Below are 25,207 nucleotides of genomic sequence, written 5' to 3'. Positions count from 1 at the left end.
TCTAATAAATATTTTTATAATTTATTATATTTTTTGCCCGATGAGAGAAAAATTTTAACATTATTATTATATCAATAAATTTTTATGAAACAATAAGATGTACATATATGAATGAAGTTTTGCAGATAACCGGTTCCTCGGTAAGAAAAATTTTCGATTCGCGCGGGAATATAGCGATAGAGGCTACAATTAACATTGGAAATTATTCAGGAACTTGCTCTGCACCTGCGGGTGCCAGCACAGGCGAAACCGAGGTAATCGCCTATCCTGATAGGGATGTTGAAAAAAGCATAGATTTTTATAATAGAAATATAAGAAATGCCATAATAGGCTTTAACGCACTTGCACAGAGGTCTTTTGATACATTACTCCACGATCTTGATGGTACCGATAATTTTTCAGCCATGGGAGGTAACCTTGCAACCGCGCTCTCAATAGCAAATGCAAAGGCTGTGGCCAGCTATCTTAATATACCATTATACAGATACGTTGGTGGCCTAAATCCGGCAATACCAAGACCTCTTGGAAATATAATAGGGGGTGGCAAGCATTCAAAAAGGGGAACAACAATACAGGAGTTTCTGGTTTCATCACAGGGTAAATCCTTCTATGATTCTGTTTATTATAATATTCTGGTCCACAAAAAGGTGGGGGAAATTTTATCTGATAAATTAAAAAACCAGAGTGTTGGCCTTGGTGATGAAAAGGCATGGACGGCCGATGTTTCTGATGAGGAGGCAATAGATATAATGAAAAGCGCTGTAAATGAAATTTCATCAGATAATAAGGTTAAAATCCTTCTTGGTGTTGATTTTGCAGCAGATTCCTTTTATAATAATGGTAAATATATTTACAAAAATAAAATATTATCCAGGGATGAGCAGATTGATTTTGCAATTTCGTTAAATAAGGAGCATGGATTTTATTATATAGAAGACCCATTATTTGATACAGATTTTGAGGGTTTTTCTGAAATAACGTCAAAAATAGGAAATAATGCCCTTATAGTTGGCGATGACCTTTATACAACAAATCCTGAAAGAATTAAAAAGGGAATAGAATTGAAATCCACAAACGGTGTATTGATAAAGGTTAACCAGATAGGAACATTATCTGATACAACAGAATCGGTTAAGCTTGCGACTAAAAATAAAATGGAAACTGTTGTTTCACATCGTAGCGGGGAAACAACGGATGATTTTATAGCCCACCTTGCTGTTGGATTTAATTCAAAGCTGATAAAATCTGGAACAATAGGCGGTGAGAGACTTGCTAAACTAAATGAACTAATAAGAATAGAGGAGGGTTTGATAGACTAATGCTTAATATAATAGGCATTGGCCTTAGGGGATATAAAAGCATAACGCTTGAACAGCTGGATGCCATTAAAAATTCAGATATTGTATATTTTGAAACCTATACATCAATTTCACCTGAAAATACTTTTGATTATCTAAGGTCCATAACCGGTAAAAAGTTAATTAAGGCTGATAGAAACACAGTTGAATCATCCAATGAAATAATTAAAAATGCTTTAAACAGCAATGTTTCCTTTATAGTTACGGGGGATGCACTCACTGCAACAACACATAATGAATTGCGGCTTGAGGCAATAAAAAATGGTATTGATGTAAAAATTTTCGAAAATGCATCAATTTTTACAGCTTTTCCATCCAGAACGGGTTTATTTAATTACAGGTTTGGGCCTGTAATATCACTTCCATTCATATATGAAAATTTTTTTCCCCTGAGCGTGTACGATAAAATATATAAAAATTATGTTAATGATTTTCATACGCTTATCCTGCTTGATTTAAAAAATGGCCAGACAATGGAGATAAATGAGGCACTGGATATTCTCATTAAAATGGAGGAAAAAAGAAATGGCAATATAATAAATTATGACACATTTATTATTGCTGGCTTTAATATAGCCCGGGAGGATGAATATATAATTGCCGGCCATATTAAGGATGTTATAAATAAAAAAATATCAATGTCGCCTGCCTCAATTATTCTTCCGGCAAAGTTAAATGATAAGGAAATTGAATTCGTTAAAATTTTTTGTGATAATGTTTAATTTTTTATTGTTAAACATTTTATATCAATATGGTATACAACTATATGTATAACCTAAAGCCAGGGCATAGTTATCCTCAGGGTGCAACCGTTTATGAAGACGGCACAAATTTTTCAATATACTCAGAAAATGCCACAGCGGTAAGCCTTGAATTTTATGATACACCATATGATGAATATCCAAGTGAAACAATACATTTAAAGGAAAAAGATGGATATATATGGCATGTTTTTGTATCAGGTATTAAACCTGGAACGCTTTATAATTACCGGATTGATGGACCGTATAAGCCGGAGCTGGGTCTTCGTTTTAATAAAAACAAACTTTTAATAGACCCGTACGCAAGGGCAATAACATCAGATGTTACATGGAATAAATCTGTTTACGGCTATGATACAGATAGCGATCAGAAGGATCTATCATTCAGCACTGAAAACGATTCTCAGTTTGTGCCAAAATCAGTTGTTTATAAGGATAACTTTGACTGGAAGGGTGTGGAAAATCCAGATATTCCATGGAATAATACATTGATTTATGAAACCCATATTAAGGGTTTTACAAAGCTCAGGGCAGATATTGGTGAAAATATAAGGGGCACCTATAGTGGACTGGGATCGCAGAAAATGATTGATTACCTAAAGGATCTGGGCATAACTGCTGTTGAAATTATGCCTGCCCAGCAGGAGGTAACAGCGGAATATCTTTATGATAAAAAGTTGACAAATTACTGGGGATATGATACAATAGGCTATTTTGCACCAGACATCAGATTTTCGTCAACGAAAAAACCTGGGGACCAGATTAATGAATTTAAAAACATGGTAAAAAATCTTCATGAAAATAATATAGAGGTTATAATGGATGTGGTTTATAACCATACAGCAGAGGGAAATGAACTTGGACCTACCCTGTCATTTAAGGGCATCGATAATCTTGTTTATTATAAGCTTCAGGCTGACAATCCAAGATATTATTATGATGTAACCGGTACCGGTAACAGCCTTGATGCCGGTCATCCACAGGTCCTCAGGTTAATAATGGACAGCCTTCGCTACTGGATAACTGAAATGCATGTTGATGGCTTTAGATTTGATCTTGCATCAGCCCTCGCAAGGCAGCTCTATGATGTTAACAGCCTTTCCGCATTCTTTGATATAATTTATCAGGATCCTGTAATATCAAGGGTAAAATTAATAGCAGAACCTTGGGATGTGGGGCCCGGTGGATATCAGGTTGGAGAGTTTCCACCCATGTGGGCCGAATGGAATGGAAAATACCGTGACGCCATAAGGCACTACTGGAAGGATCGCGGAGGAAATATAAGTGAGTTTGCAACAAGGATATCGGGTTCGCCTGATCTTTACCAGACGAGTGGCAGGAGGCCACATTCAAGCATAAACTATGTAACATCACATGACGGTTTCACAATGTATGACCTTGTTTCTTACACAAACAAGCATAATGAGAATAATCTAAATGATAATAAGGACGGCACTGATGACAATATAAGTGAAAATTTTGGAATAGAGGGTAAAACAGAAGATAATAAAATAAAATATCTTAGAAACAAAAGAATAAGAAGCTTTTTTATTACATTATTAACATCTCAGGGTTCACCAATGATTCTTGGTGGCGATGAAATAATGAGAACTCAAAATGGCAATAATAATGCTTACTGTCAGGATAATGAAATTTCATGGTATGACTGGAATCTCGATGATGAAAGGTTAAAACTCTTAAATTTCGTTAAAAATATGGTAAATATAAGAAAAAAATATGCGGTATTAAGGCGCAGGAACTTCTTTAAGGGCGAAATAATACCGGGAACAGATATTAAGGATGTTATATGGGTAAAGCCTGATGGTACCGAGATGTCCGAGGAGGACTGGACGTCAGGGAATAATAAAGCAATAGGCGTTATACTCACAGCAATAGGAATGGAGAGGGTTTTCAGTGAGCCGGTATCCTATGATAACCTAATGCTGATATTTAATCCAACTGAGGATAAGATAAATTTTTCAATTCCAAAAAGATGGAAGAAGGCACAGATAATTATAGATTCGCTTCCAGAACATGAAAATTTTCCAATTGGTATATCAGACACAGTTTTGAATATTGAACCACAATCAGCGTACATACTTGAAGAACCCTAATTTAATTTTATTAATATATCAAATTTGTTAATAATATTATTTTTAGATGTTGTATAAATTATGCCATGACCATTTATTTTTACATCTTTTTCTGATAGAGAGAAATAAACAGATGCATTCTCGTAACCTATTTTTATAACATTTTTTTCAGGCATATATAATTTATATTTCTCAGAAACGTATTTTTTTCTTAATGAAATTAAAGTTTTATAATAATTAACATACATGTCTGATTCATTCCATGTTAATTTTGAATTTATGAACGTTTTAATATCCGCTGGATTTGGAACATCCTGTGACCATGAAAAATCTGAGAATTCTGATTTTCTTCCATTAAAAACGGATTCGGCAAATTTTTTATCTGGTGGGTCAACAAAGAATAAAAATGGGCTAACCTCACCGTATTCCTCTCCCTGAAACAGCATTGGTGTGAATGGTGATAAAATTATCATGCCTGCAAAAAATTTAAATTTTTTATCCCCAAGAATTTTCAGCGGCCTTTCCCCAAAGGCACGGTTTCCAATTTGATCATGGTTGGAATCACAAACAATTAGCCTGTTTTTTGGCATATTTTTGAACACCGTACCACGTACCTTGTGCAGATAGTTTGAATAAACACCATTATAATCATAACCGTATTTGAGGCATCTAATTATATGTTCAGGGCCTCCATAATCTGAGTAATACCCGGCATTCTCTCCAGATAGATATGTAAATATTGAATGGTGGAAATCGTCATTCCAGTGTGCATCCAGACCATACCCACAGTTTTTTACAGATTTAACCAGTGAGGAATCGTTTTTATCTGTTTCAGCCACAATCTTAATTTTTCTGTTATGTTTTTCACCGAATTGCTTGGCTATCAATGATATTTCCTTAATAATATTAACCGGTGAAGAATCATAAATTGAATGAATTGCATCAAGCCTGAGGCCATCAAATTTGTATTCGTTTATCCAGTAAATAACATTCTGTAGAATAAAGGCCCTTACAGGGTCTGAAAATGGGCCATCAAAATTGAAGGTAGGGCCCCATGGATTTTTATGCTGATCAGAAAAGTATGGACCGAGCAATGGTAAAATATTGCCCAGAGGACCAACATGATTATAAACAACGTCCAGCATAACATTGATGTTATATTCATGTGCCCGGTCTATAAAATGCTTTAATTCATCTGGAGTTCCATAGGAGAATGCAGGGGCATAGGGGAAAACACCATCGTATCCCCAGTTTCTTGTACCGTAAAACTGTGACAGGGGCATAATTTCCAATGTATTTATTCCCATATCCTCAAAATGTTCAAGTTTTTCCTCCGCGTCTTTGTATGTACCGTATTTTGTAAATGTTCCTATATGTATCTCCTCTATTATTGTATCATTCATGTCGTAAACCCTCCATTTATTATGAATGAAATTATAATCGGGATTAATTATCTGGCTTGGACCATTAATCCCTTCCGGTTGAAATCTTGATGCGGGGTCTGGAATTTCCATGCCATCTGCAATTATTTTATATTTTTCACCAAAATGCCCAGAAAAAACAGCACTTTTAAAACCATATGGTGCATCATGCATTATTATTTTTTTATTTTTATCCAATAAATGTAGCTGCATATTTTTGATTTTTGGTGCCCATACGTTTAGAATAAAATTATCATCATATTTCTTAATTCCATGGTATAATTCATCCATTTAATCACCATTAAATAATACTGAGAATGGAAAAATATCAAAAATCTCTGAAAGTTTTAATATCTGAATGGATTTATATTTCCTTCCTGTGAGAATATCCTTAAGATCATACTTTCTGGGTAATTTAATCTGTGTATCACCCCAGAATTCACGAACCGGCTCATTTATACCATTAAGATCTGTTGCAATTTTATTACTGACAATTACAATTATTTTATTTCTTCCATATGACCTTTCAAATGCTATTATATTATCCGATAACATACCTGTACATTTTAATGGAATATAATCGCCTGAAAAAATATTGTTATGTTCTTTCCTGAAATTTAATAAATGATAGTTTACATACATTTTTAATTCCCCTGATATTATCATTTTATTTATATTACATTCATATATATTATCAATTTTTTTAATTTTGTTAAGTATTTTCATAAGATTACCGAAATTTACACTCCTTCTATTATCCGGATCAGTAAAATTATTGTTTAAATATTCTGATCCCTGATATATATCTGGAATTCCGGGAGACATGATTTTTAATATATTCTGCATGATTGAATATAAATTGCCATAATATTCTAATGACCTATAAAAGGGCATATATATACTTTTAAAGGTATCCGATTTTATTGTCCTCTCTATAAATATTTTTAAATGACCTTCATAGTCATGATCCGGAAAATTCCATGATGTATGAATCTCTGCCTCCCTTACGGCCTTGATCATTTGACCGGTGACCCTTTCAATAAATGTGCCGTCCCAGTATTCTGGTGATTCCGCCAGAAGTATTTGATAAAAATAATATTCCTCATTTTTATCTGGAATTTCAATACCATTGTGTTTATATTTAAAATTATCTGAGATTTCATGAAGATTTTTAATGAAATTCCCCCATAAATCTGGATCGTTATAAATTGTTATTATCCTTGACCTTATATCATCCCCCAGCTTTGTATCATGTGTTGATAACGTATTAATTGAGTTTATATAATTTAATGCCTTATATTTATTATAATCATGGAATTCATCTATTGTGATAAAGTCCCTGAATAAATTGCAACCAACCTCATTTTTACCAATGTTAAGATTATACCGGAAGAAAATATTGTCCTCCATGGATTTTGCCATTACCGCCGGGAGAAACTGCTGTAACCTTTTGAGACAGTAATAATCATTGCTATCTGGTTTTTTCAGCATGTTAAGCATTATGCCCAATTCATTATTTTTTATATTTAAACCCCTAATGTAGTCAGAAAACCATGTTAAATTGCAATTCTTTGAAATGTAAATACGGTATAATGGAAAATTTGCCATTATTTCCAGCAGCATTTCCCTTGTGCCTGTAAATGTTGCCTCATGCCCGTAAATATGTTTTATAAAATTATTATAAAATATACCGGATAAATAATCAAGCTCGGATCTATAATAATTTTCAATGTAAAATTTTTTCCTTAGGTATAGCATTTCAGATAATTGATTCTTATCACCGGTAAAATCCCCGTAAATCTGCTTTAATTTGCCTGCATTTGTTTGATCAATAAAAACATATGTGGTGTAATAAAGAAAGTCATAGCCTGTGGTTCCGTCAACACCGAATTTTGGGCTTAATTTTTCGTCCCCGGTAAGAATTTTCTCAACGTATACAGGAATTTTCATGCGTTTTTTTAGATTTTTAATATATATAAATGGATCAAAAAGCCCATCAATATGATCAAGCCTTATGGCCGCAATAATTTTATTTTTATATAATTCAATGATCTTTTTATGCATATCCTTAAAATACATGCGCCTTTCACAATGAACTGCTATGAGTGAGTTTACTGAAAAAAATCTTCTGTAATTTGTGCCGGATATGCAGTTAACCCAGTACATTGGCCTGAAGTACTGTTCGCATAAAATTTTATCCTTGCTAAAAATATTATCAGTGTCGGTATTGGAATAATTTAGATTATTCAAAAGGCTAAATTTTTGATTATTTATCAGTGCTATTTTTTTATCTGCATCTATTTTTATGTCATTTAATGATTCAATATAATTATTACCAAGCACCGGCATAATTATTGATTCAAATGGAAAATTTGTGGTCTTAATTAAATCAAAAAAATTATAATATTTTGATTTTTTTCCAGATTTAAATACATCCTGAAGGTATACATTTTCATGATTCATGCCCATATGATTTGGAACAAAATCTATCATGATGTTCATGTTTATTTTTTCAAGCATTTTATGCAGTCTTAATAATCCATCCTCCCCGCCTATTTCTGGATTTATCTCAGAATAATCTGTAACATCATAACCATGCATGCTTCCAGTTGTACTTTTTAAAATTGGGGATAAATAGAGTGATGAGATTCCAAGGTCATTAAGATAATATATTATTTTCTCAAGGTCCTGAAATTTAAAATTTTTATTAAGCTGAACCCTGTAAAATGAGGAGATATTCATTAAGATAAAAATTTAATTAAATATAAAAAGCTATTTATTCCCTTACTGTTTCATAAATTCAGGAATCATTTTGGATACCATAATAACCAGATTTTTGGCCGTTTCGGAAATATTAAAGTCAGTGGCAAAACCATGTATCATGCCAAGCGCCCTAATGCCAATTGCCCTTATACCGTTATTCCGGAGTTTTTTATAATAGGCCTCTGCTGGATCCCTAAGCGGGTCATTTTCGCCACTTATAATGATTGCCGGTGGAATATTTTGAAAATTTTCTTCCAGAACAGGCGAAAAATAGGGATTAAGAACATCTGTTTTATCATGCATATATGCTGAACCAAAGTACTCTATTGCACTTCCGGTTAAATTGTATCCATTATAAAAATCCATAAATGATTTGGAAAAATTGTCAGGTGCAAGTGATGGATAAAAAAGAACCTGTACATCAGGTGTCTTTAATTTATTATCCCTTGAAAATAGGCACAGAGCGGCTGCGATATTGGCACCTGAGCTGTCCCCGGCAGTACCAAGCCTCCCACTGATGCCAAATTCGTCTCTTTTATTGTATATATATTCAAAGGAATCCAATGCATCTTTTACTGCTGCAGGAAACCTGCTTTCAGGTGCAAGTCTGTAATCCACAGATATCACCTTTAAGCCCGATTCCATGCTAATTAGCCGGCACAGATTATCATGTGTATCAATGCTTCCTGATATAAATCCGCCTCCATGAAAATAAACAATGCCATCGTTAAGTTTTTTGCTGTTATAGAGCCGTGCCCTTAATATTCTGCCATCCAGCTTAATTGAAAAATCTCTAACATCAGGTATGTCTATTTTATTACCTGATACGGCAAGCATGGCATCATTCATCAACTCCCGGGCCTCCTTATAATCGAGCCTCGAAATATCTGGATTTCCTTTGGAATCCTCAATTATTGATTTAAAATCAGGATCAATCATAAAATGTAATATGTTGATTTATTATAAATTATATCTGTAAAATTATTTTAATTTTATATTCTTGGTTTCCGGAAGCATTAGAGTCAAGATAATTGCAGCAACCATAATTAATGAAAGAAAAATATAGGCATTAAAATAATTGTTTCCATGTATTAATAAGGACATTAATATAACACCGGTTACAGCACCGATTTTTCCCATCATTGAGGAAAAACCATATGATGACCCCCTAAATTGCGTTACAGTGACCTCTGCAGGAATTATTCCGACGGTTGCACCACCAAAGGCATTAAATAATTCCAGCAGGGAAAATAAAATTATAATGCCTTCTAAAAAATAAAAATACGGGAGTAAAAGAAATAAAGCAGACATAAGTGCAAATCCGGTTATTTGAATTGATTTCCGGCCATATTTGTCCACTCTTTTCATAACGTATATCCCTGATGCTATGCCTATAATGAGAAAGAATGTTGTTAATAATGCATTATCAACATTATTTACAAAATTGCCAAGTTTTAGTATTGTCGGCAGCGTTAGGGATAATCCGTATGCCACGATATCATATAAAAACCATATAATGGCTGCTATTATGATGTTCCTTGCATATAATTTTGAAAACATATCAAAAAATCTGGTTTTTACAATTTTTTTCTCCCACATTTGTGATTCGGGTAATGAAAATCTCATAAATTCAATTGTAGCTGCAGGAATTATGGAAATCCCAAGCATTAATCTCCACCCGTAATTTCCACATGGAAATAGAAAAATTGCTGCTATGGCACTGCTTATTGAACCAATACTGAAAAAAACAGTGGCGAGGGCCATATAAAATCCCCGGCTTTCCACAGGACTAACCTCTGCTATGTAGGAATTTGCCACAGGATACTCTGCACCAAGAACTATTCCGAGAAATAATCTTGAGAAAAATAGCTCCAGAAAATTGAATGAAAATACAGATATAATATCAAATAATATAAAAAATATTAATGTGGATAGATATATCCGCCTGCGCCCAAGTATGTCGCTAATATAGCCTATTATAACAGTTCCTATTATGGCACCGATAATAACTGATGCAATAATGAGGCCATATTCAAATGAATTTAAGTGTATATATTCATTAATTAAAAGTATTGCAAATGCAATAACTGTTAGCTGATAACCATCAAGATACATGCCAAATGATGATAGCACAACAATTCTATTTGTGCTTATGCTTTTTTCCATGATCTAAAATATGGCTGTTTTATAAAAATCTCTCTATATAAAATATATATATTTTTATTTTACATTTTACTGATATTATCCCGTTTATAATATCCAGTATGAGCTTTACAAACCGGTAGAAAAATTTTTTATTGAACCAGCCCCATGCACATTTATTATTTTTATAAGATTCCCAAAAATGATAAATGTTTATAGCATTTAGCATTACAATGATATATGATAAAATAAATAAAAGAGTGAAAATAAATGCTTAATTTAAGTAAATATGAAAGAAAACGCAAAAAAGGCATTGCCATTGCCACAGCCCAGCTTCTTTTTCATATAGATCATGATGTGGACCCTAATCAGGATATAAAGGGTTTTGTTAGTATTTTAATGAATAAAACCGAGTCTGTTGCAACAGCTTATGGCTGGACGTCAGGTTCAGAGCTGGCACAATTGATTTTGCAGGAAGGCCTTGACACAGGTGAGGTAAAACTCAGGCTTTTGAAATACAAAAATAAGAGTCGTTTGGCAGATAAAAGGAGGCATAATGACATTAAGAATTCTGTTATTAGTTATTTATCTAACTACTGCCAGAGGTCTAAAACCTATGAAGGATTAATAGACCAAGTTCAGTATTTTCCGGATTTTAAATATAAATATTTAGATTCTGGAGTTGACATAGACAGGGAAAACATAATAGATATTATGAAAACATTCGATGAAAAAGACAGGATGTATATACTAAAAAATGTTAATGCCGAAATTGACAGGAGGGATGCAGGCTATTCCCTTGGAGATGAATTAGAAAAATATCTAAACGATATAGGACAGGAATACGGCATTGAATCCTATATTGACGAATTTGAAGTTGATGGGAAGAATTATTTTTCATTCAAAATTTTTATTGGGAATAGAGGAATTCTTAGCTCTTTTAATGGTACATTCAATGAATTAAAAACAGCACTGGCAGAGGTGGTGAGATCAGAATCGGAAAATAAGGTTACATGCCCATTCTGTGGCATGAAAATAGTAAGATATGTTGCCATGAATAAAATTAAAAATTGTGAATGTGGTGCAGAAATTGTTATTACACCATACATGGTAAGGAAAAGGGGCGTAATTTATTCCAGAACAAGGATATCTTTCAGAAAACCTGACTAAAAATTAGTATGGATTCATAAATATTAGTATTAAATGGCAAATTATATTCCCATTAAATATTTCATATTTATAATGCAAAAACATAAAGCATAATATCAATCCAGAATGAGTTTAATAAAAAGTATATCGTTAGGTATAATCCGATTATGCTTATAAAATAAAAATAATACGTATATTAATTTGCAATTTGCTTTACTCCTCAAAATGTTTAAATCGATAAAAAACTCATGTATTGATTATGGAAAAAGTTAGTGAATCTAAGAGACTTAAAAGGAATGCCGCCGGATTCTATCCTCTTCTTGGACAGGCAATAGCAATGATTTCACCTCTTGGTGCCGTTGCTGCAACCATGACTGGAGCTGCAGGATATGCCCTGGGGTCCCTGCCACTGGCATATGTAATCTCCATTATAGGTGTATTAATATGGATAAACACACCGTATCAGTTTTCGAAAAAGATAAATGGTGCTGGTGGTTTTTACACATTTAACTCTCAGGGTGCTGGTCCACGGTATGGTCTCATAATAGGTTATATGATGTGGTTTTCATATTTCATGGTAATTACCAATGCAATATTATTCACATCAGGGGTTTTTATACCTGGAACAATATCATACTTTCTTGGAATTAACATAGGTAATTATACATGGATTCCAATAATGACCGCCTTTTTGATCATAATAACGATAATAGCCTATCTGGGTATAAAACCATCACTGGCCTATAGTTTTACAGCATCAGCAATTGAAATAATCCTGCTTATAATAACATCTATAGTTATTATAGTCGCACTTGGACCAAAAAATACGTATGTTCCATTCACAACAGGACCTGCTCATGGATTTGCAGGTGTTGGTGTTGGCATGGTTCTTGCCATATTCTCAATGTCAGGTTCATCTGCCGTGGTCACACTCGGCGAGGAGGCAAAACAACCAAGGAAAAATATAAAAAAGGCATTATTAATAAGCTTTCTAATAACAGGTGTGGTGTTTGTCCTCACATCTTATGCATTAACTGTCGGCTGGGGAATTAACAGGATGAATAAATTTGCAGCATCAAGCGTGCCCGGATTAATAGTGGCCGATAAATTCCTTGGCCTTCCATTTACCATTTTATTGTTCGTTTTTATAATAAACAGCCTATTTGCAGGCTCACTGGCCCCGTTAAATACAAGCTCGAGAATGATATTTTCAATGAGCAGGGATGGACTTGGACCCTCATTATTTTCCAGGGTTCATCCAAAACATAAAACTCCTTATATTGCTATAATAATAATCGCTGCCGTTGCATATTTTATATCGTTAATAGCAGGCATATTAATTGGGCCATATGATGGTTTCGTTTATCTTGTTTCTGCATCTTCCGCTGCACTGTTTATAGGACATATATTAAGCAACTTTGGATTAACAAAAACATACATGAGATTAAAAGCATTTAAACCAACACTGCATTTAATCATACCGTTGATTGCCACCATAATCCTCTTAATAGCGATGTATTACAGCTTTAACCCTCCAGCATATCCTGTAGATTATTCAATAATAACCGCCATAGTTTTCATAATACTTACATTAATAGCAGTGCTTATATATGCTAAAAAGCATCCGGATAAAATAAAAAATGCCGGGAAGAGCGATATGCTTGTGCAGGATGAATTGATGGAGGGAAAATTATAAATTAAAAATTTTAAAAAATTAGTTAATATTAATTATTTTTGATATAATGTTTTTTGCAAATTCATTGTCAACATGGTCATTAATATATCCAAGGAACCCCTGTACTATAAGTGATATAGCATCATTTTCCGATATGCCCCTGGATCTTAAATAAAATACCTGCTCCGGATCTATGCTTGATATTACCGATGCGTGCTTTGATTTTGTATCATTATTTTTTATCAACAATGCAGGTTTTGAATTTCCCTTGCCATTTTCAGACATTAAAAGTATGGCGGAGTTATAAAATCCTGTTGATTTTACACCATCAGGTTCTATATCTATATTTCCCCTGTGCATTGTTGAACTCTGATCAAAGACTATTCCCTTAATATTTATGTCACAGTTTGAGAATTTCCCATACTGAAGGCTTGAATCCCAGATATCATGCTCCTGGATGCCCCTTGTTATATTTATGCCATAGGAATTAAGGGTGGTATTATCGTGCATCTCGCTTTCATGGTTATATATAACCCTACCAGACCCAGTATTTACATCAATAATTTTTAACTGGGCATCGTTATAGAGTACTGGCCTTACATATGTTATATTTGCTGAATTTAATGATTCATTTTGAATATAATTATAATCCACCTTTGAGTTTTCAAGGCAGAATATGTATATATTTCTTCCATGTATGCCGCTGCCATCATCCTCAGATTCGTATAAATCCACTATGGAGGCTTTTGAATTTTTCCCTATGATTACTACATTTTTAACTGTAAATGATGAATTTGCATCCTGTTCTGATTTTATTTTTATTTCAGCACTTGTATTATCCGGGATGTAAACAAAATAACCGTTTTCATATGAGAAATTTATTAGGTTCTCCTTATTGTATTTGCCATATACAGTATCAACGTATTTTTCAAATAAATCATGCCTTTCCTTAAAGGCATTTTTCATATTTGATGTGTAAATATTCTTATCCTTATTATTAAGGATTATTTCTGAATCGTTTACAATAATATCATAATTTATATCAGGATTTTTTGATTTTTTAATGCCAACATACATTTCTCCATGTGCCATTTTGTCAAGTTCTTCATCGGCTATATGCACATAGGTTTTCCTGTCGGGGCTTTCCTTATATGGGGGATCAGGATATTTAAGATAGTAAATATACGCCTGCTTGCGGTATTCTATATCGAAATCCCTAAATCTCTCATTTAAAGTATCCAAATAGTCTTCTATCATTGAATTATCACCTTAAAAAAATATAAATATTTATCCAACGGCACCCATTTTGGACATCTCCAGCTTTACAAGCCTGTTCATTTCCACTGCAAATTCCATGGGTATCTCCTTCATTATGTCATCCATAAATCCGAGTACTATCATGGATGAGGCCTCATCCTCACTTAATCCCCTGGACCTAAGATATGTAAGCTCATCAGTACCTATTTTGCCTACAGTGGCCTCATGGCTGAACTCTGCTGTTGGCTCATAGATTTCATCATATGGATATGTATAGTTCTTTGAGTCGCTGTTTATTAGAAGTGCATCGCACTGGACATGGCTTTTTGCACGCTTTGCACCCTCATTCATCCTTACAAGGCCACGGTAAACAGTTAAACCGTCATCCAAACTTATTGATTTTGATACAATCCTTGATGTTGTATCCGGTGCCAGATGTATTGCCTTTCCTCCGGCATCCTTGAATGTCCCCTTGGTTGCAAGGGTTATTTGAAGATTGGATGTTGAGGCCCCCCTTCCTCTAAGATATGATGATGGATATATCATTGTTACCTTTGATCCTAATTCTCCTGTTACCCAGTCCATATGGGCACCCTCATCAACCCATGCCCTCTTTATCGGCAGGTTATATACCGAATCTGACCAGTTCTGAACGCTTGTATATTTTACATTTGAGTTTTTATGTGCATATATTTCAACGATGGCTGTATGCAGCGAGCTTGTGTCATATCTCGGTGCGGTGCAGTTATGTACTGCAAATCCCTTTACAAGATAGGAGTTATCAGAATCAACCTCAAGATTATAAACAATATCATTGTATTCCTGGCGTTCTATTTTTTTAATTGGGACAAAATAATAATTGTTTTTATGCCTTATTCTGTGGAATTTGGCATTTTCTGTGTATTCTATTGTATAATGTTTGTTTCTTAGATTTATTATTGCAAATATATTGCTTCTTGATAATATTTCCTGAATCTGAAGTGCAAGTATTTTCGAATGCACTGAGATTCTTACATTTCTTGATCCATAGGATCTGGAGTAAAGATTTCCACGAACCTTTGCATATGAATCTATGATTATTTTCTGTTTCTCCGGAGGCAGCTTCATTACTGTTTCTGAAAATATTTTTTCATTTGAATTCTGCCCTGCATTGTGAATACAAAATTCAATCAATGGCTTTGAATATGTTGAAACGATATATTTTTTGTTTGATTTAATTATACTTGCCTGCTCCCCCATATTTTTTATTATGGAGTATAATTCGCTGGCATTTTCATTTTCCCTGAACGAGAATAACATCTGGTACATGTTTAAATGCCTGTTGAATGATATAACTCCAGATGCTGTGTAAAACCCAAGGATTCTTAGCATTGATTCATTGATTGAATCATTATCCTGAACCTCCAATGGTGAGACATAAACAAGAAAATCTCCTGGATTTAGTTCATCAGCTCTCCTGTACTGGGGTTCAACGGCCATTAATTTTTCTGTGGATATTTCATAATGTCCATTATTTATCCTTACTGAAACCTCCTCCCTTTTTATGCTTAATACGGGATGCTCTGATGTTGCCCTGAATGCATTTACAGGCGATGCTGGAACTATATTATACATGAACCCATTGTATGGATGCACGTATTTGCGTGTGATTTTTCTTTTATTTCCTGTGTTAGATATTACACCATCGTTTGTGAATAATTGATTGATTGCTATAAATTTATCACCCTGGCTTATTAACTCATCCTCTGGGAGGCAGCCCTCTATGTAATGAACCTTTGCACCCTCATCTGCTATTACTATTGTATGCTCAAACTGTCCGCTCTGCTCACCATTTAACCTGAAATAGGTCTGTAATGGAAGGTCAATTGTAACATTTTTTGGTACGTATAAAAATGAACCACCGGACCATACAGCGCCGTTTAATGCCGCAAATTTATTATCGCTTGGTGGTATTGCCTTGCAATAATATTCCCTAACAAGATCTGGGTATTGCTGCACTGCTGTGTCCAGATCTGTAAATATTACACCCTTTTCCTCCCATTCCTTTTTCAGACTGCTGTAAACGCCCTCACTGTCATACTGTGCAACTGAGCCTGCAAGATACTTCTGCTCCATCTGTGGTATGCCGAGCTTATTAAATGTTTCCTTTATTTGATCTGGAACCTCATCCCAGCTCTTTGCCTTAACATCCTCCGGTTTTGTATAATATGTTATCTCATCAAAATTAATTTCTGAAAGATCAGGCCCCCACGTTGGCATTGGTTTTGATAAAAAGATTTCAAGTGCCTTTAATCTGGACCTCCTCATCCAGTCAGGCTCCTTTTTTATATCTGATATCTCCTCAACGACTTTTCTGTTCAGACCCTTGCCAGTTGAGTATACCGGGTTTATTTTATCATAAAATTCATAGTCTGATTTTTTGCTGTGCTTTAAACTTTCGGTTAATTTTTCTATTTCCTCATCCTTATTATAATCTTCCATATTCATCACGCCTCAATCCATTCAAAACCTTCCTGCTCTATTTTATCGGAAATCTCCTTACCACCATTTAATACTATTTTTCCATCCCTTAAAACATGGACAAATTCAGGTATTATGTCCTTAAGTATTCTCTGATAATGTGTTATTATTAGGAATCCCACATTTGAATCGTGCAGTTTTTTAATCTCACTAGAAACCAATTTAAGGGCATCAACGTCCAGACCTGAATCTATCTCATCCAGTATTACAATTTTTGGCTTGAGTATAACCATCTGAAGAACCTCAAACCTTTTTCTCTCACCGCCAGAGAAGCCATCGTTTACAGATCTTGAAATAAAGGATTCATCCATATCAAGGTCCTTCATTGCAGTTTTAACCATATTAAAGAAATCCCTTAATGGTAACTTTTCATCTGGATACAGGTCATTATAGGCTGTCCTTAAAAATGTTGAGATTTTAACGCCGGGAATGCTAATTGGGCTCTGAAATGCCAAAAATAATCCCTGCCTAGCCCTTTCTTCTGGTGTGGAATGGGTTACATCCCTTCCGTTTATTATTATATTACCATCCGTTATTTCATAATTTGGATGGCCTATGAGGGCCTCGCCAAGAGTTGATTTACCGGCACCGTTAGGTCCCATGAGTGCATGTATTTCCCCTGATTTCACTGTTAAATTTATACCCTTTAATATTTCCTTTCCTGATGCGGAAACCTTAAGATTTTTTATTTCCAGTACTGTATCTGTCATTATAATGTATATGATTAATTTGTATATAAACATTTTATTATGTTTAAAGTGACTAAAATATATATACCTATTAGTTATATAAGTAATATGGAAAATATAATTGATGATTATTTGGGTCAAAATAAAAGCAAAATACTAAATTCACTACTTTATGAGGATAAAACTCTTGAGGAATTATCTTTAATAATTAGGATAAATAAAAATGCTGTAAAAGAGCATATAAATTTTCTCGAAAATAAGGGACTGGTTACATCATATTTTGTCAGGGCGAAATCTGGCAGGCCAAAAAAATATTACAAAATTACAGACAAGGGTATGGAATTATTCCCCAAACAGTATATAAATTTTGCAACACTGTTACTTGAGGAAATGCAGGACACTATAGGCATAAACAAAACGAATGAGATATTAATGAAAATTGCATCCAGAATGGTTGATACTAATAATTATCTTGATTTTTCACAGATGAGCAGGGATAAAAAAATAGATAAATTAAGGGAATATGTTAATCTGCTTAACAAGCTTGGATACTATGCTAAAATTGAGGTAAATGAGGACAATGTGAAAATAATAAGGCACAATTGTATCTTTTATGAACTGGCAAAAAATAATAAAAATTTGGTATGCGGTTCACTGGAAAAATCAATAATAACGGATAAAATTAACGATAATTTTTCATTAATAGAGACATTTGCGGACGGGGATAACAAATGTGTGGTTGAAATAAAAATATAAATTCTAATTTAGTTTTTTTAGTTAAAATAATTAATAATACAACATTGAAATAAAGATTACATGGAGGATGAAAATCCATTAATGGAATACTGCGATCTGATTGATGATTATTTACCTCTTGATCATGAGTTTTTTCTCTATGACTCTGAGTTTAAAATGGCTGAATCCTTTCTTGGCCTTGCCATTGCGGAGGCAAAAAATATAGAAGAAACAAGGGAACTGCTTGACATACTTGATACCCTAAATTCACACATATATGACGGTGATACTGTATTAAGCGATGAAATCAGAAAATCCTTAAGGCACTATAATAAGGAATGGATAGATGCCAAGGAAAAGATGAATTCTGGAAATAAATATACTGCAAATTTAATAATGGCAGCTGCCCATACAAGGCTTATGCTTGCCCATCTTTATAAATTAAAAAACATGGATCAATTTAAGGATTTTGTAGATGATTATACCCTGGAATTCCTTGGAAAGCTAATTAATAAAATGCTTAATGTTGCAATGGGAGATGTTCTCTTATAAAATTTAAATAAAAATATTATGAAATTATAGACCCACCATTGATGAAATAGTTGAATTAACAATTTTCTTTGCATCACTGTAGTTTATCCTGCTGTTCCAATTTACAAGGAAAAACAGGTTATTTCTGTAGCCGAATCCCTGTGCAGTTAAATTGCCATTGTTGGATGGAAATACCGAGTACTTAAACCCAGAAAATGATGTGCTATTACTGATTATCCCTATAGAGGTTATATTTGAGCTTGTAAGGTTATGGCCTGTATTTGACCTATAAGAGGCTAATTCTCCATTATAAAGTGATCTATAGGATAATCTTGCATCAGTTGCATTTTTAAAATAGAATTGTTCAATAATAACCCGATCATAATGCGGAATTTTTGACCCACTGGAGCTTGTTGAATAATATCCATAACTGTAGATAACATACTCTGCTTTCGTAACATTAGAAGGGATACCTGGCTGGGAAGAAATATTGAATGAATTTGTATATGTTAACGTGACCCTAGAGTTTATCTGATGACCAATATCTGAAGATATAGAGGAGCTTGATGGGAAACCAAAATGCTCATATTCAAGTTCAGCAGAAACAACGCTAATCACTATTATTGCGACAATTACCGATAAAATTATATAAATTTTCTTTTTATCCATTAGCCATCATTGCTTTATCTTACATATATATTAAAAGATTTATTATAAGTAGAAAATAATAAAAACTAATAAAATTATTTTTATATATCACTTATTATAATTTTGGATGGCTTTTTAACCGTCTCATTAATTTAAAATTAAATCCCATCTTAAATCGTATAAATATAAAAAAAATTTGAAAATTCTTTATTGAAGGCTTCTATTAAACTGTCAAGTTCACCTAGAGAATCATAATAAAAAAGATATTAATAAAATATTTAGTTTCTTTGAATAGAATAAAACGTTTCTTAAGAATTCTTTGAATTATTGAAAAGTAATTTGTGGATGAATAATCAATTTTTACAACTGTCAATACAGAAGGATTAAAACGGGTTATACTTAATAAGCTTATTAGTGGTAAAATTCCATCCTAACAGGTTTTAAATAGCCCATCTATTTTACTTCCTATTGCGCTTTCATGGAAATTTAAGAAAAATGCCATGGTTTTTATGCTTAATCCATAATATCTCAGCTTGTGTGATGTAATTAAAAACAGAATCTATTTTTCAACATAATATTCTTCTATATTCTTATTATTTATATCTATTATAATGGAAATTATCGACACAAATAATTTTTTAACATTCCATATCATTATATGAATGAACTAATGAATCAGGCAGAATCTCTAAAATCATACAATCTGCACTTGAAAAAGTTCATTTTGTTATCTTGTATTTATATATACATATAATAATATCGTTTTAAGTTAAATTATTCCATTCTATGTAAACCTGAGAAGGTGGAATCTCGTATTTTTCAAATATAATATAAGGCCTTGGCCTGCGTAAAAATCTATAACAGGTATCTGTTGGAAAATTTAATGAATGGTCTTTTCATAAAAATATTTAATATATACCTCTATTTATTTTTTACCTTTTATTAAAATTTTATATTATCTAGTAAATAGATATAATTACTTTGTTGTAGATTTAAAATGGCTTTTTGAAATATTATAATAATGTAAACAAAATTTCAAATGCAAACAATTAATTGGCTAATATTTTATAATTAATAAACTTTTCCATGAAAGATGTAAAAGTATATCAATGGCTTATCAAGAATGTGGTAATAGCTATAGACAAGTATATTTTTTAGATCTAATACGCATATTGTATTCCCTATTAAATCATAATATAAATTTATTTACTTTTAATGTTATAATATTTTCTATATTTAATAAGATAACATTTATAATGGTTATTTATTATAATAATTAATTTATTTAGTAGTATATTATGGCAAAATTCTTATATAAACAAACATTATTAAAATATTATGCAGCAGGATATACAAAAGAATGAACTAAAAAGCAGAATACCTTTCAGATTAGATAGATTACCTTTTAGCAGATGGCATGTTCTTGTGGTTATAGCCTTGGGTTTTACATGGATTCTGGATGGCCTTGAGGTCACAATGGTGGGCGTTATAGGTTCGGTACTGATAAGCCCAAAAACTCTTGATTTTACCTCTGCAGAGGTGGGATTCGTTGCCACTGCCTATTTAATTGGTGCTGTTATAGGCTCTGTATTTTTTGCCGAGTTAACAGACATACATGGACGGAAAAAATTATTTATGGTAACATTAAGCGTTTACATACTCGGTACGGTATTTACAGCATTTTCATTTAATTTTCCATCGTTTTTCCTGTTTAGATTTATTACAGGCCTTGGTATTGGTGGGGAATATGCTGCAATAAATTCGGCAATAGATGAACTAATGCCATCAAAATATCGTGGAAGAATAGACCTTGCAATCAATGGGAGCTGGTGGGTTGGCACCATAGTGGGTTCCATAGGCTCTCTTTATTTACTAAATACAAGCATATTTCCTATAAATTTGGGATGGAGATTATCATTCGCAATAGGTGCCATACTGGCAATAGCCGTTCTATTAATAAGGCGCTATGTTCCTGAATCGCCAAGATGGCTGTTAATGCATGGTAAACTTGATGAGGCCAGAGAAATTACCACAAATATTGAGGATACAGTATCAAAAAGCACAGGAAAGGACCTTGAACAAGTTTCAAGATATATAACCATAAAACCACAGAGGAGAATAAGGGCCAAGGAAATTGTGGATACGTTATTTAAAAAATATCCCAAAAGGACTGTACTTGGTTTATCATTAATGGCCGGTCAGGCATTCCTTTACAATGCAATATTTTTTACGTATGCTCTTGTGCTTAAGGTGTTCTATGGTATACCGTCTGATGAGATAGGCTATTTCATAATACCATTTGCAGTTGGAAACTTTGTTGGCCCTCTGGTGCTTGGAAAACTTTTTGATACAAGGGGTAGAAAGCTGATGATATCATTCACATACATTTTCTCAGGGGCCCTATTAATGCTAACAGCGTATTTATTTTACATAGGAGTTTTAAATGCAGTAACACAAACACTGCTCTGGTCAATTATCTTCTTTTTTGCCTCTGCAGGGGCATCATCAGCATATTTAACAGTAAGTGAGGTTTTTCCTGTTGAAATGAGGGCAATGGCCATAGCCGTGTTTTATTCAATAGGTACAGGTATAGGTGGTGTGCTTGCACCCTCGCTGTTTGGTATATTAATTGCCTCAAAATCTCCATTCAGCCTATCTATGGGATATTTGCTTGGGGCATCTCTAATGGTTATATCAGGAATTGTGGAGATTTTCCTTGGTGTAAAGGCAGAGAAAAAATCTCTTGAGGATGTGGCAAGACCACTCACCGCAGAGGATATTGAATCATATAATAAAGAACCGGTTAATTACAATAATGAGGAGGCAAATTAAATATATTTATTGAATTTCTTTTTTCTTTGTTTCTTTTTTGAACTCTGCCGGCAGCCGACCAAGCTTATAATCCGACTCATCGACGAATTTTATTAACCTTGAAAGCTGTGGATGTACCCTTTTAACCTCATTATACATTTTCAGTGCAACTGTTCTAAGATCAGGGTGCACCTGTGCATTTGACCTTAATTCAATGAAATATGTGAGTTCATTAAGATTGATATTAAATGCCACAGGGTATCTATATGCATACGGAACAATGTACTGGGCCAGATCGGGGCCATTTTTTTCTTTTATATCAAGATATAAATTTCTAGCTTTTTCCATTAATGTTACATAATCATTTTTTAGGTCTTCTGTTTTATTTATTGTTTCCGGTATATCATATCCATAATAAACGCTTAGTGGTTTTCTGACAATTGACATAAACCTGTGCCTCTGCAGCTCCCTGAATGCACCATAATTTGTATTAACCTGAAATAGATAATTTATTGCCTCAAATGGACGCCCAATTTTATGCCTCCTGTTTTTTCTTATTGAAATGAGATTATTTAATAGCCTTTCCTTTTCCTCCTTTGTTAGGTCTATGCTATTGTAATCTCCATAATAGCGGTAAACCATAAGTTTTAAGGCCTTATTTATTGCATTTCCCTCATCCTCATAATCAAGGAGTGAAACGGTATTTATTGATCCAAAGTTCTGCTGTTCCCTGTAACCTATAAGATCACGGGACATATTATACTCTATCTGTTCAATGCCATGTTTTGATGTGGCGTCATCTATGATCTCCGGCATTTCATTTTTTAATTCATTATAAATTAAATCCGCATATTTTAGGCTCTCCTTGGTTTTATACTCACCAAGACGCTCTATTAATGCTATAAATGCCCTACCATTACCAGATACACCAATATTCGTAAGTGTTGATGCCGGCAGAACTAGTCTAATCTCATCCAGTACAGATGATCTTAATGATGACTTATACGCCTTTGTTACTGAATCATCATCAATATTTTTTATCTCTGAATAATTATAAACTTTTCCGCCAATTTCAAAATTAAATTTCTCTATTGGATACATTTCCGAGTATATTTTAATCATATCATCGTATGATTTAGAGTAAAAATCAAAAAGTTCATTGCATAATTCATTGTATTCATTTTCATACTTTTTTATGCCTGCACCATCGGCATCCAGAAAAAGGTAATGGCCATTAACCTTTTTATTATATTTAACATATCTTGATGATTTTTCAAGATATGACAGGCCTATTCTTGATTCTTCTATAATTTTTGATAAAATATTTGAAACATTCTGTATGCCCATCTGTGCAGTTATAAGCTCAGATATTGATTCATCCCCATAATCGAGGAAGATTTTCTTATAAAAATCTATTGCCTTTTCTGGATTATTTTTAAATTCTTTTTCATAAACTGATCTTATATCCAAATTAACTGTTCTACTGTACCTTGACATTAAAGCCCCGCGGTCTATCATTTTTTCTGTTTTTATCAAAAAAACATCACGGTCATTATTTGAGAAATCCTGCATAAAAAGATATATAAACAAAAGATATATATAATTAATGCATGCAGTTTGTATAATATTTAAAATTTTTATTTATACACTTTAAAAAATTGATTTCCCAAAATTTTCAAAGGAATATTATAAATATTGGAATAATTTTCCTATTTTATAAAATATTTTTATATTTCTGCAAGATAAAGGTGTATGAAATTACTTGTAATTGGTGGATCTGGTTTTGTCGGAAGCAATATCATCCAGCAGCTTGATGCAGATGAAAAGGCCTATTTTTCTAGAAATCCGTCTGAAAAACTGGATAAGCTGGGCATAACCTATATAAAAGGCGATATTAGAAATTATGACGATGTTGAAAAGGCTATTGAAAATTATGATGTAATAGTTCATGCAGTTGATGTGCTTATAGAAAAGGAAGAAAAACATGAAGAATTGTCATTAAATGGCATGAAGAATATTGTAAAGGCTGTAAATAAATACCGTAAAAACCAGAAAATAGTATACATTTCAGCAATAAACGCTGATAAGGGAAATACAGATTATTTTAGATATAAAAGACTGGCAGAGGATAATGCCGCCACATTAAAAAACTCTCTTATAATAAGACCATCAACAATGTACGGAAATGGAGATAAATTTACAAAGATGCTTATAGAAGCGGCAAAACAGAAGGTACCATTCCTGCCGAGGAGTGGAAATATGGCACCGGTTTATATAAATGATATGATTACCGTGCTTAAGAATTCACTGGATAAATCAGGGATTATTAATGTATGTACAAGGGAAAGGGTAACATTTGCTGATATGTTTAATACTGTAAGGCTTAAATTGGGATTAAAGCCTGTGAGAGAGGTATCCCCCATAATTTTTAAACCTGTGCTTGGAAGCCTTGAAAAAAGGGGATTATTAACAAGAGAGCAGTTTTACATGCTTGGACTCGATTATTATAAAGAAAATACATCTTTATACAGATATGTCAATGAACCAATGACATATGAAAAATTTATCAGGGATACAGACCTAAATAATTTTTAATGTAATTATATAAACAAATTAAATAATTTTTTTGATGTATTTATAAAATACTTCTAACA

The 25,207-nt window shown here is 33.2% G+C and carries 18 protein-coding genes; 9 read left to right on the top strand and 9 right to left on the bottom strand.

Annotated elements, in window-relative coordinates:
* Nucleotides 1-107: 107 nt before the first annotated feature.
* From TZ01_RS00620 to glgX, 3 genes are read left to right on the top strand one after another with little or no spacing between them, the layout of a single operon-like run.
* A complete protein-coding gene (locus TZ01_RS00620; RefSeq protein WP_048100882.1) occupies nucleotides 108-1,319 on the top strand; it encodes an enolase in 1,212 nt (403 codons plus the stop codon).
* Nucleotides 1,319-2,080 (top strand): diphthine synthase, encoded by a 762-nt coding sequence (gene dph5, locus TZ01_RS00615; RefSeq protein WP_048100881.1) that lies wholly within the window; start codon nucleotides 1,319-1,321, stop codon nucleotides 2,078-2,080. The genes TZ01_RS00620 and dph5 overlap by 1 nt, the downstream gene beginning before the upstream one ends.
* Before the next feature lie 44 nt (nucleotides 2,081-2,124).
* Nucleotides 2,125-4,233: a glycogen debranching protein GlgX gene (gene glgX, locus TZ01_RS00610; protein ID WP_048100880.1), complete on the top strand. Its 2,109-nt coding sequence runs from the start codon at nucleotides 2,125-2,127 to the stop codon at nucleotides 4,231-4,233.
* On the opposite strand, the gene treZ is transcribed toward glgX, so the two are convergent.
* Genes treZ through TZ01_RS00590 form a run of 4 tightly spaced genes read right to left on the bottom strand, consistent with a single transcriptional unit; the run spans nucleotide 4,230 to nucleotide 10,562 of the window.
* A complete protein-coding gene (treZ, locus tag TZ01_RS00605; RefSeq protein WP_048100879.1) occupies nucleotides 4,230-5,924 on the bottom strand; it encodes a malto-oligosyltrehalose trehalohydrolase in 1,695 nt (564 codons plus the stop codon). The two genes, glgX and treZ, sit on opposite strands and share 4 nt — an antisense overlap.
* A complete protein-coding gene (treY, locus tag TZ01_RS00600; protein ID WP_048100878.1) occupies nucleotides 5,925-8,375 on the bottom strand; it encodes a malto-oligosyltrehalose synthase in 2,451 nt (816 codons plus the stop codon).
* Between the two features lie 42 nt (nucleotides 8,376-8,417).
* On the bottom strand, nucleotides 8,418-9,335 hold the full coding sequence (locus TZ01_RS00595; protein ID WP_052656651.1) for an alpha/beta hydrolase: 918 nt from the start codon (nucleotides 9,333-9,335) through the stop codon (nucleotides 8,418-8,420).
* Nucleotides 9,336-9,377: 42 nt separating this feature from the next.
* A complete protein-coding gene (locus tag TZ01_RS00590; protein ID WP_048100877.1) occupies nucleotides 9,378-10,562 on the bottom strand; it encodes an MFS transporter in 1,185 nt (394 codons plus the stop codon).
* A gap of 246 nt (nucleotides 10,563-10,808) precedes the next feature.
* Between TZ01_RS00590 and TZ01_RS00580 the strand changes: the two genes are divergently transcribed.
* Both TZ01_RS00580 and TZ01_RS00575 read left to right on the top strand, forming a co-directional pair.
* Nucleotides 10,809-11,708, top strand: a complete 900-nt coding sequence (locus TZ01_RS00580) for a hypothetical protein (protein WP_048100875.1) — start codon at nucleotides 10,809-10,811, stop codon at nucleotides 11,706-11,708.
* Nucleotides 11,709-11,946: 238 nt separating this feature from the next.
* Complete coding sequence (locus TZ01_RS00575; protein WP_048100874.1) at nucleotides 11,947-13,383, top strand: APC family permease; 1,437 nt, start codon at nucleotides 11,947-11,949, stop codon at nucleotides 13,381-13,383.
* Between the two features lie 18 nt (nucleotides 13,384-13,401).
* On the opposite strand, the gene TZ01_RS00570 is transcribed toward TZ01_RS00575, so the two are convergent.
* From TZ01_RS00570 to sufC, 3 genes are read right to left on the bottom strand one after another with little or no spacing between them, the layout of a single operon-like run.
* Nucleotides 13,402-14,619 (bottom strand): SufD family Fe-S cluster assembly protein, encoded by a 1,218-nt coding sequence (locus TZ01_RS00570; protein ID WP_048100873.1) that lies wholly within the window; start codon nucleotides 14,617-14,619, stop codon nucleotides 13,402-13,404.
* A gap of 30 nt (nucleotides 14,620-14,649) precedes the next feature.
* Nucleotides 14,650-17,100, bottom strand: a complete 2,451-nt coding sequence (gene sufB, locus TZ01_RS09815; protein WP_231563385.1) for a Fe-S cluster assembly protein SufB — start codon at nucleotides 17,098-17,100, stop codon at nucleotides 14,650-14,652.
* Nucleotides 17,101-17,105: 5 nt separating this feature from the next.
* Nucleotides 17,106-17,849 (bottom strand): Fe-S cluster assembly ATPase SufC, encoded by a 744-nt coding sequence (sufC, locus tag TZ01_RS00560; RefSeq protein WP_048101321.1) that lies wholly within the window; start codon nucleotides 17,847-17,849, stop codon nucleotides 17,106-17,108.
* An 87-nt stretch (nucleotides 17,850-17,936) separates the two neighbouring features.
* On the opposite strand from sufC, the gene TZ01_RS00555 reads away from it, so the two are divergent.
* A complete protein-coding gene (locus TZ01_RS00555; RefSeq protein ID WP_048100871.1) occupies nucleotides 17,937-18,584 on the top strand; it encodes a metalloregulator ArsR/SmtB family transcription factor in 648 nt (215 codons plus the stop codon).
* A 60-nt stretch (nucleotides 18,585-18,644) separates the two neighbouring features.
* Nucleotides 18,645-19,115 carry a DUF1940 domain-containing protein gene (locus tag TZ01_RS00550; protein WP_048100870.1) on the top strand — a complete coding sequence of 157 codons (471 nt, stop codon included), beginning with the start codon at nucleotides 18,645-18,647 and terminating at the stop codon, nucleotides 19,113-19,115.
* Between the two features lie 24 nt (nucleotides 19,116-19,139).
* Here the strand turns inward: TZ01_RS00550 and TZ01_RS00545 are convergent, their stop codons facing one another.
* Nucleotides 19,140-19,712, bottom strand: a complete 573-nt coding sequence (locus TZ01_RS00545) for a hypothetical protein (protein ID WP_156150264.1) — start codon at nucleotides 19,710-19,712, stop codon at nucleotides 19,140-19,142.
* Nucleotides 19,713-21,080: 1,368 nt separating this feature from the next.
* On the opposite strand from TZ01_RS00545, the gene TZ01_RS00540 reads away from it, so the two are divergent.
* The gene (locus TZ01_RS00540) at nucleotides 21,081-22,574 is read left to right on the top strand and encodes an MFS transporter (protein WP_048100868.1); all 1,494 of its coding nucleotides are present in this window, start codon (nucleotides 21,081-21,083) and stop codon (nucleotides 22,572-22,574) included.
* Between the two features lie 6 nt (nucleotides 22,575-22,580).
* On the opposite strand, the gene TZ01_RS00535 is transcribed toward TZ01_RS00540, so the two are convergent.
* The gene (locus TZ01_RS00535) at nucleotides 22,581-24,125 is read right to left on the bottom strand and encodes an FAD-dependent thymidylate synthase (RefSeq protein WP_048100867.1); all 1,545 of its coding nucleotides are present in this window, start codon (nucleotides 24,123-24,125) and stop codon (nucleotides 22,581-22,583) included.
* A 180-nt stretch (nucleotides 24,126-24,305) separates the two neighbouring features.
* Between TZ01_RS00535 and TZ01_RS00530 the strand changes: the two genes are divergently transcribed.
* Nucleotides 24,306-25,148: an NAD(P)H-binding protein gene (locus TZ01_RS00530; RefSeq protein WP_048100866.1), complete on the top strand. Its 843-nt coding sequence runs from the start codon at nucleotides 24,306-24,308 to the stop codon at nucleotides 25,146-25,148.
* Nucleotides 25,149-25,207: the final 59 nt, after the last annotated feature.

It is taken from the genome of Acidiplasma sp. MBA-1 (assembly GCF_000949015.1).
Lineage (GTDB): Archaea > Thermoplasmatota > Thermoplasmata > Thermoplasmatales > Thermoplasmataceae > Acidiplasma > Acidiplasma aeolicum.
Note: the sequence above shows the minus strand (reverse complement) of the source record. Positions and strands in the feature narration are given on the sequence as shown.

Bases quoted from the DNA above. Each gene is read 5' to 3' on its own strand.
- TZ01_RS00620 (WP_048100882.1), top strand. From the start codon at position 108: ATGAATGAAGTTTTGCAGATAACCGGTTCCTCGGTAAGAAAAATTTTC.
- dph5 (WP_048100881.1), top strand. From the start codon at position 1,319: ATGCTTAATATAATAGGCATTGGCCTTAGGGGATATAAAAGCATAACG.
- glgX (WP_048100880.1), top strand. From the start codon at position 2,125: ATGTATAACCTAAAGCCAGGGCATAGTTATCCTCAGGGTGCAACCGTT.
- treZ (WP_048100879.1), bottom strand. From the start codon at position 5,924: ATGGATGAATTATACCATGGAATTAAGAAATATGATGATAATTTTATT.
- treY (WP_048100878.1), bottom strand. From the start codon at position 8,375: ATGAATATCTCCTCATTTTACAGGGTTCAGCTTAATAAAAATTTTAAA.
- TZ01_RS00595 (WP_052656651.1), bottom strand. From the start codon at position 9,335: ATGATTGATCCTGATTTTAAATCAATAATTGAGGATTCCAAAGGAAAT.
- TZ01_RS00590 (WP_048100877.1), bottom strand. From the start codon at position 10,562: ATGGAAAAAAGCATAAGCACAAATAGAATTGTTGTGCTATCATCATTT.
- TZ01_RS00580 (WP_048100875.1), top strand. From the start codon at position 10,809: ATGCTTAATTTAAGTAAATATGAAAGAAAACGCAAAAAAGGCATTGCC.
- TZ01_RS00575 (WP_048100874.1), top strand. From the start codon at position 11,947: ATGGAAAAAGTTAGTGAATCTAAGAGACTTAAAAGGAATGCCGCCGGA.
- TZ01_RS00570 (WP_048100873.1), bottom strand. From the start codon at position 14,619: ATGATAGAAGACTATTTGGATACTTTAAATGAGAGATTTAGGGATTTC.
- sufB (WP_231563385.1), bottom strand. From the start codon at position 17,100: ATGGAAGATTATAATAAGGATGAGGAAATAGAAAAATTAACCGAAAGT.
- sufC (WP_048101321.1), bottom strand. From the start codon at position 17,849: ATGACAGATACAGTACTGGAAATAAAAAATCTTAAGGTTTCCGCATCA.
- TZ01_RS00555 (WP_048100871.1), top strand. From the start codon at position 17,937: ATGGAAAATATAATTGATGATTATTTGGGTCAAAATAAAAGCAAAATA.
- TZ01_RS00550 (WP_048100870.1), top strand. From the start codon at position 18,645: ATGGAGGATGAAAATCCATTAATGGAATACTGCGATCTGATTGATGAT.
- TZ01_RS00540 (WP_048100868.1), top strand. From the start codon at position 21,081: ATGCAGCAGGATATACAAAAGAATGAACTAAAAAGCAGAATACCTTTC.
- TZ01_RS00535 (WP_048100867.1), bottom strand. From the start codon at position 24,125: ATGCAGGATTTCTCAAATAATGACCGTGATGTTTTTTTGATAAAAACA.
- TZ01_RS00530 (WP_048100866.1), top strand. From the start codon at position 24,306: ATGAAATTACTTGTAATTGGTGGATCTGGTTTTGTCGGAAGCAATATC.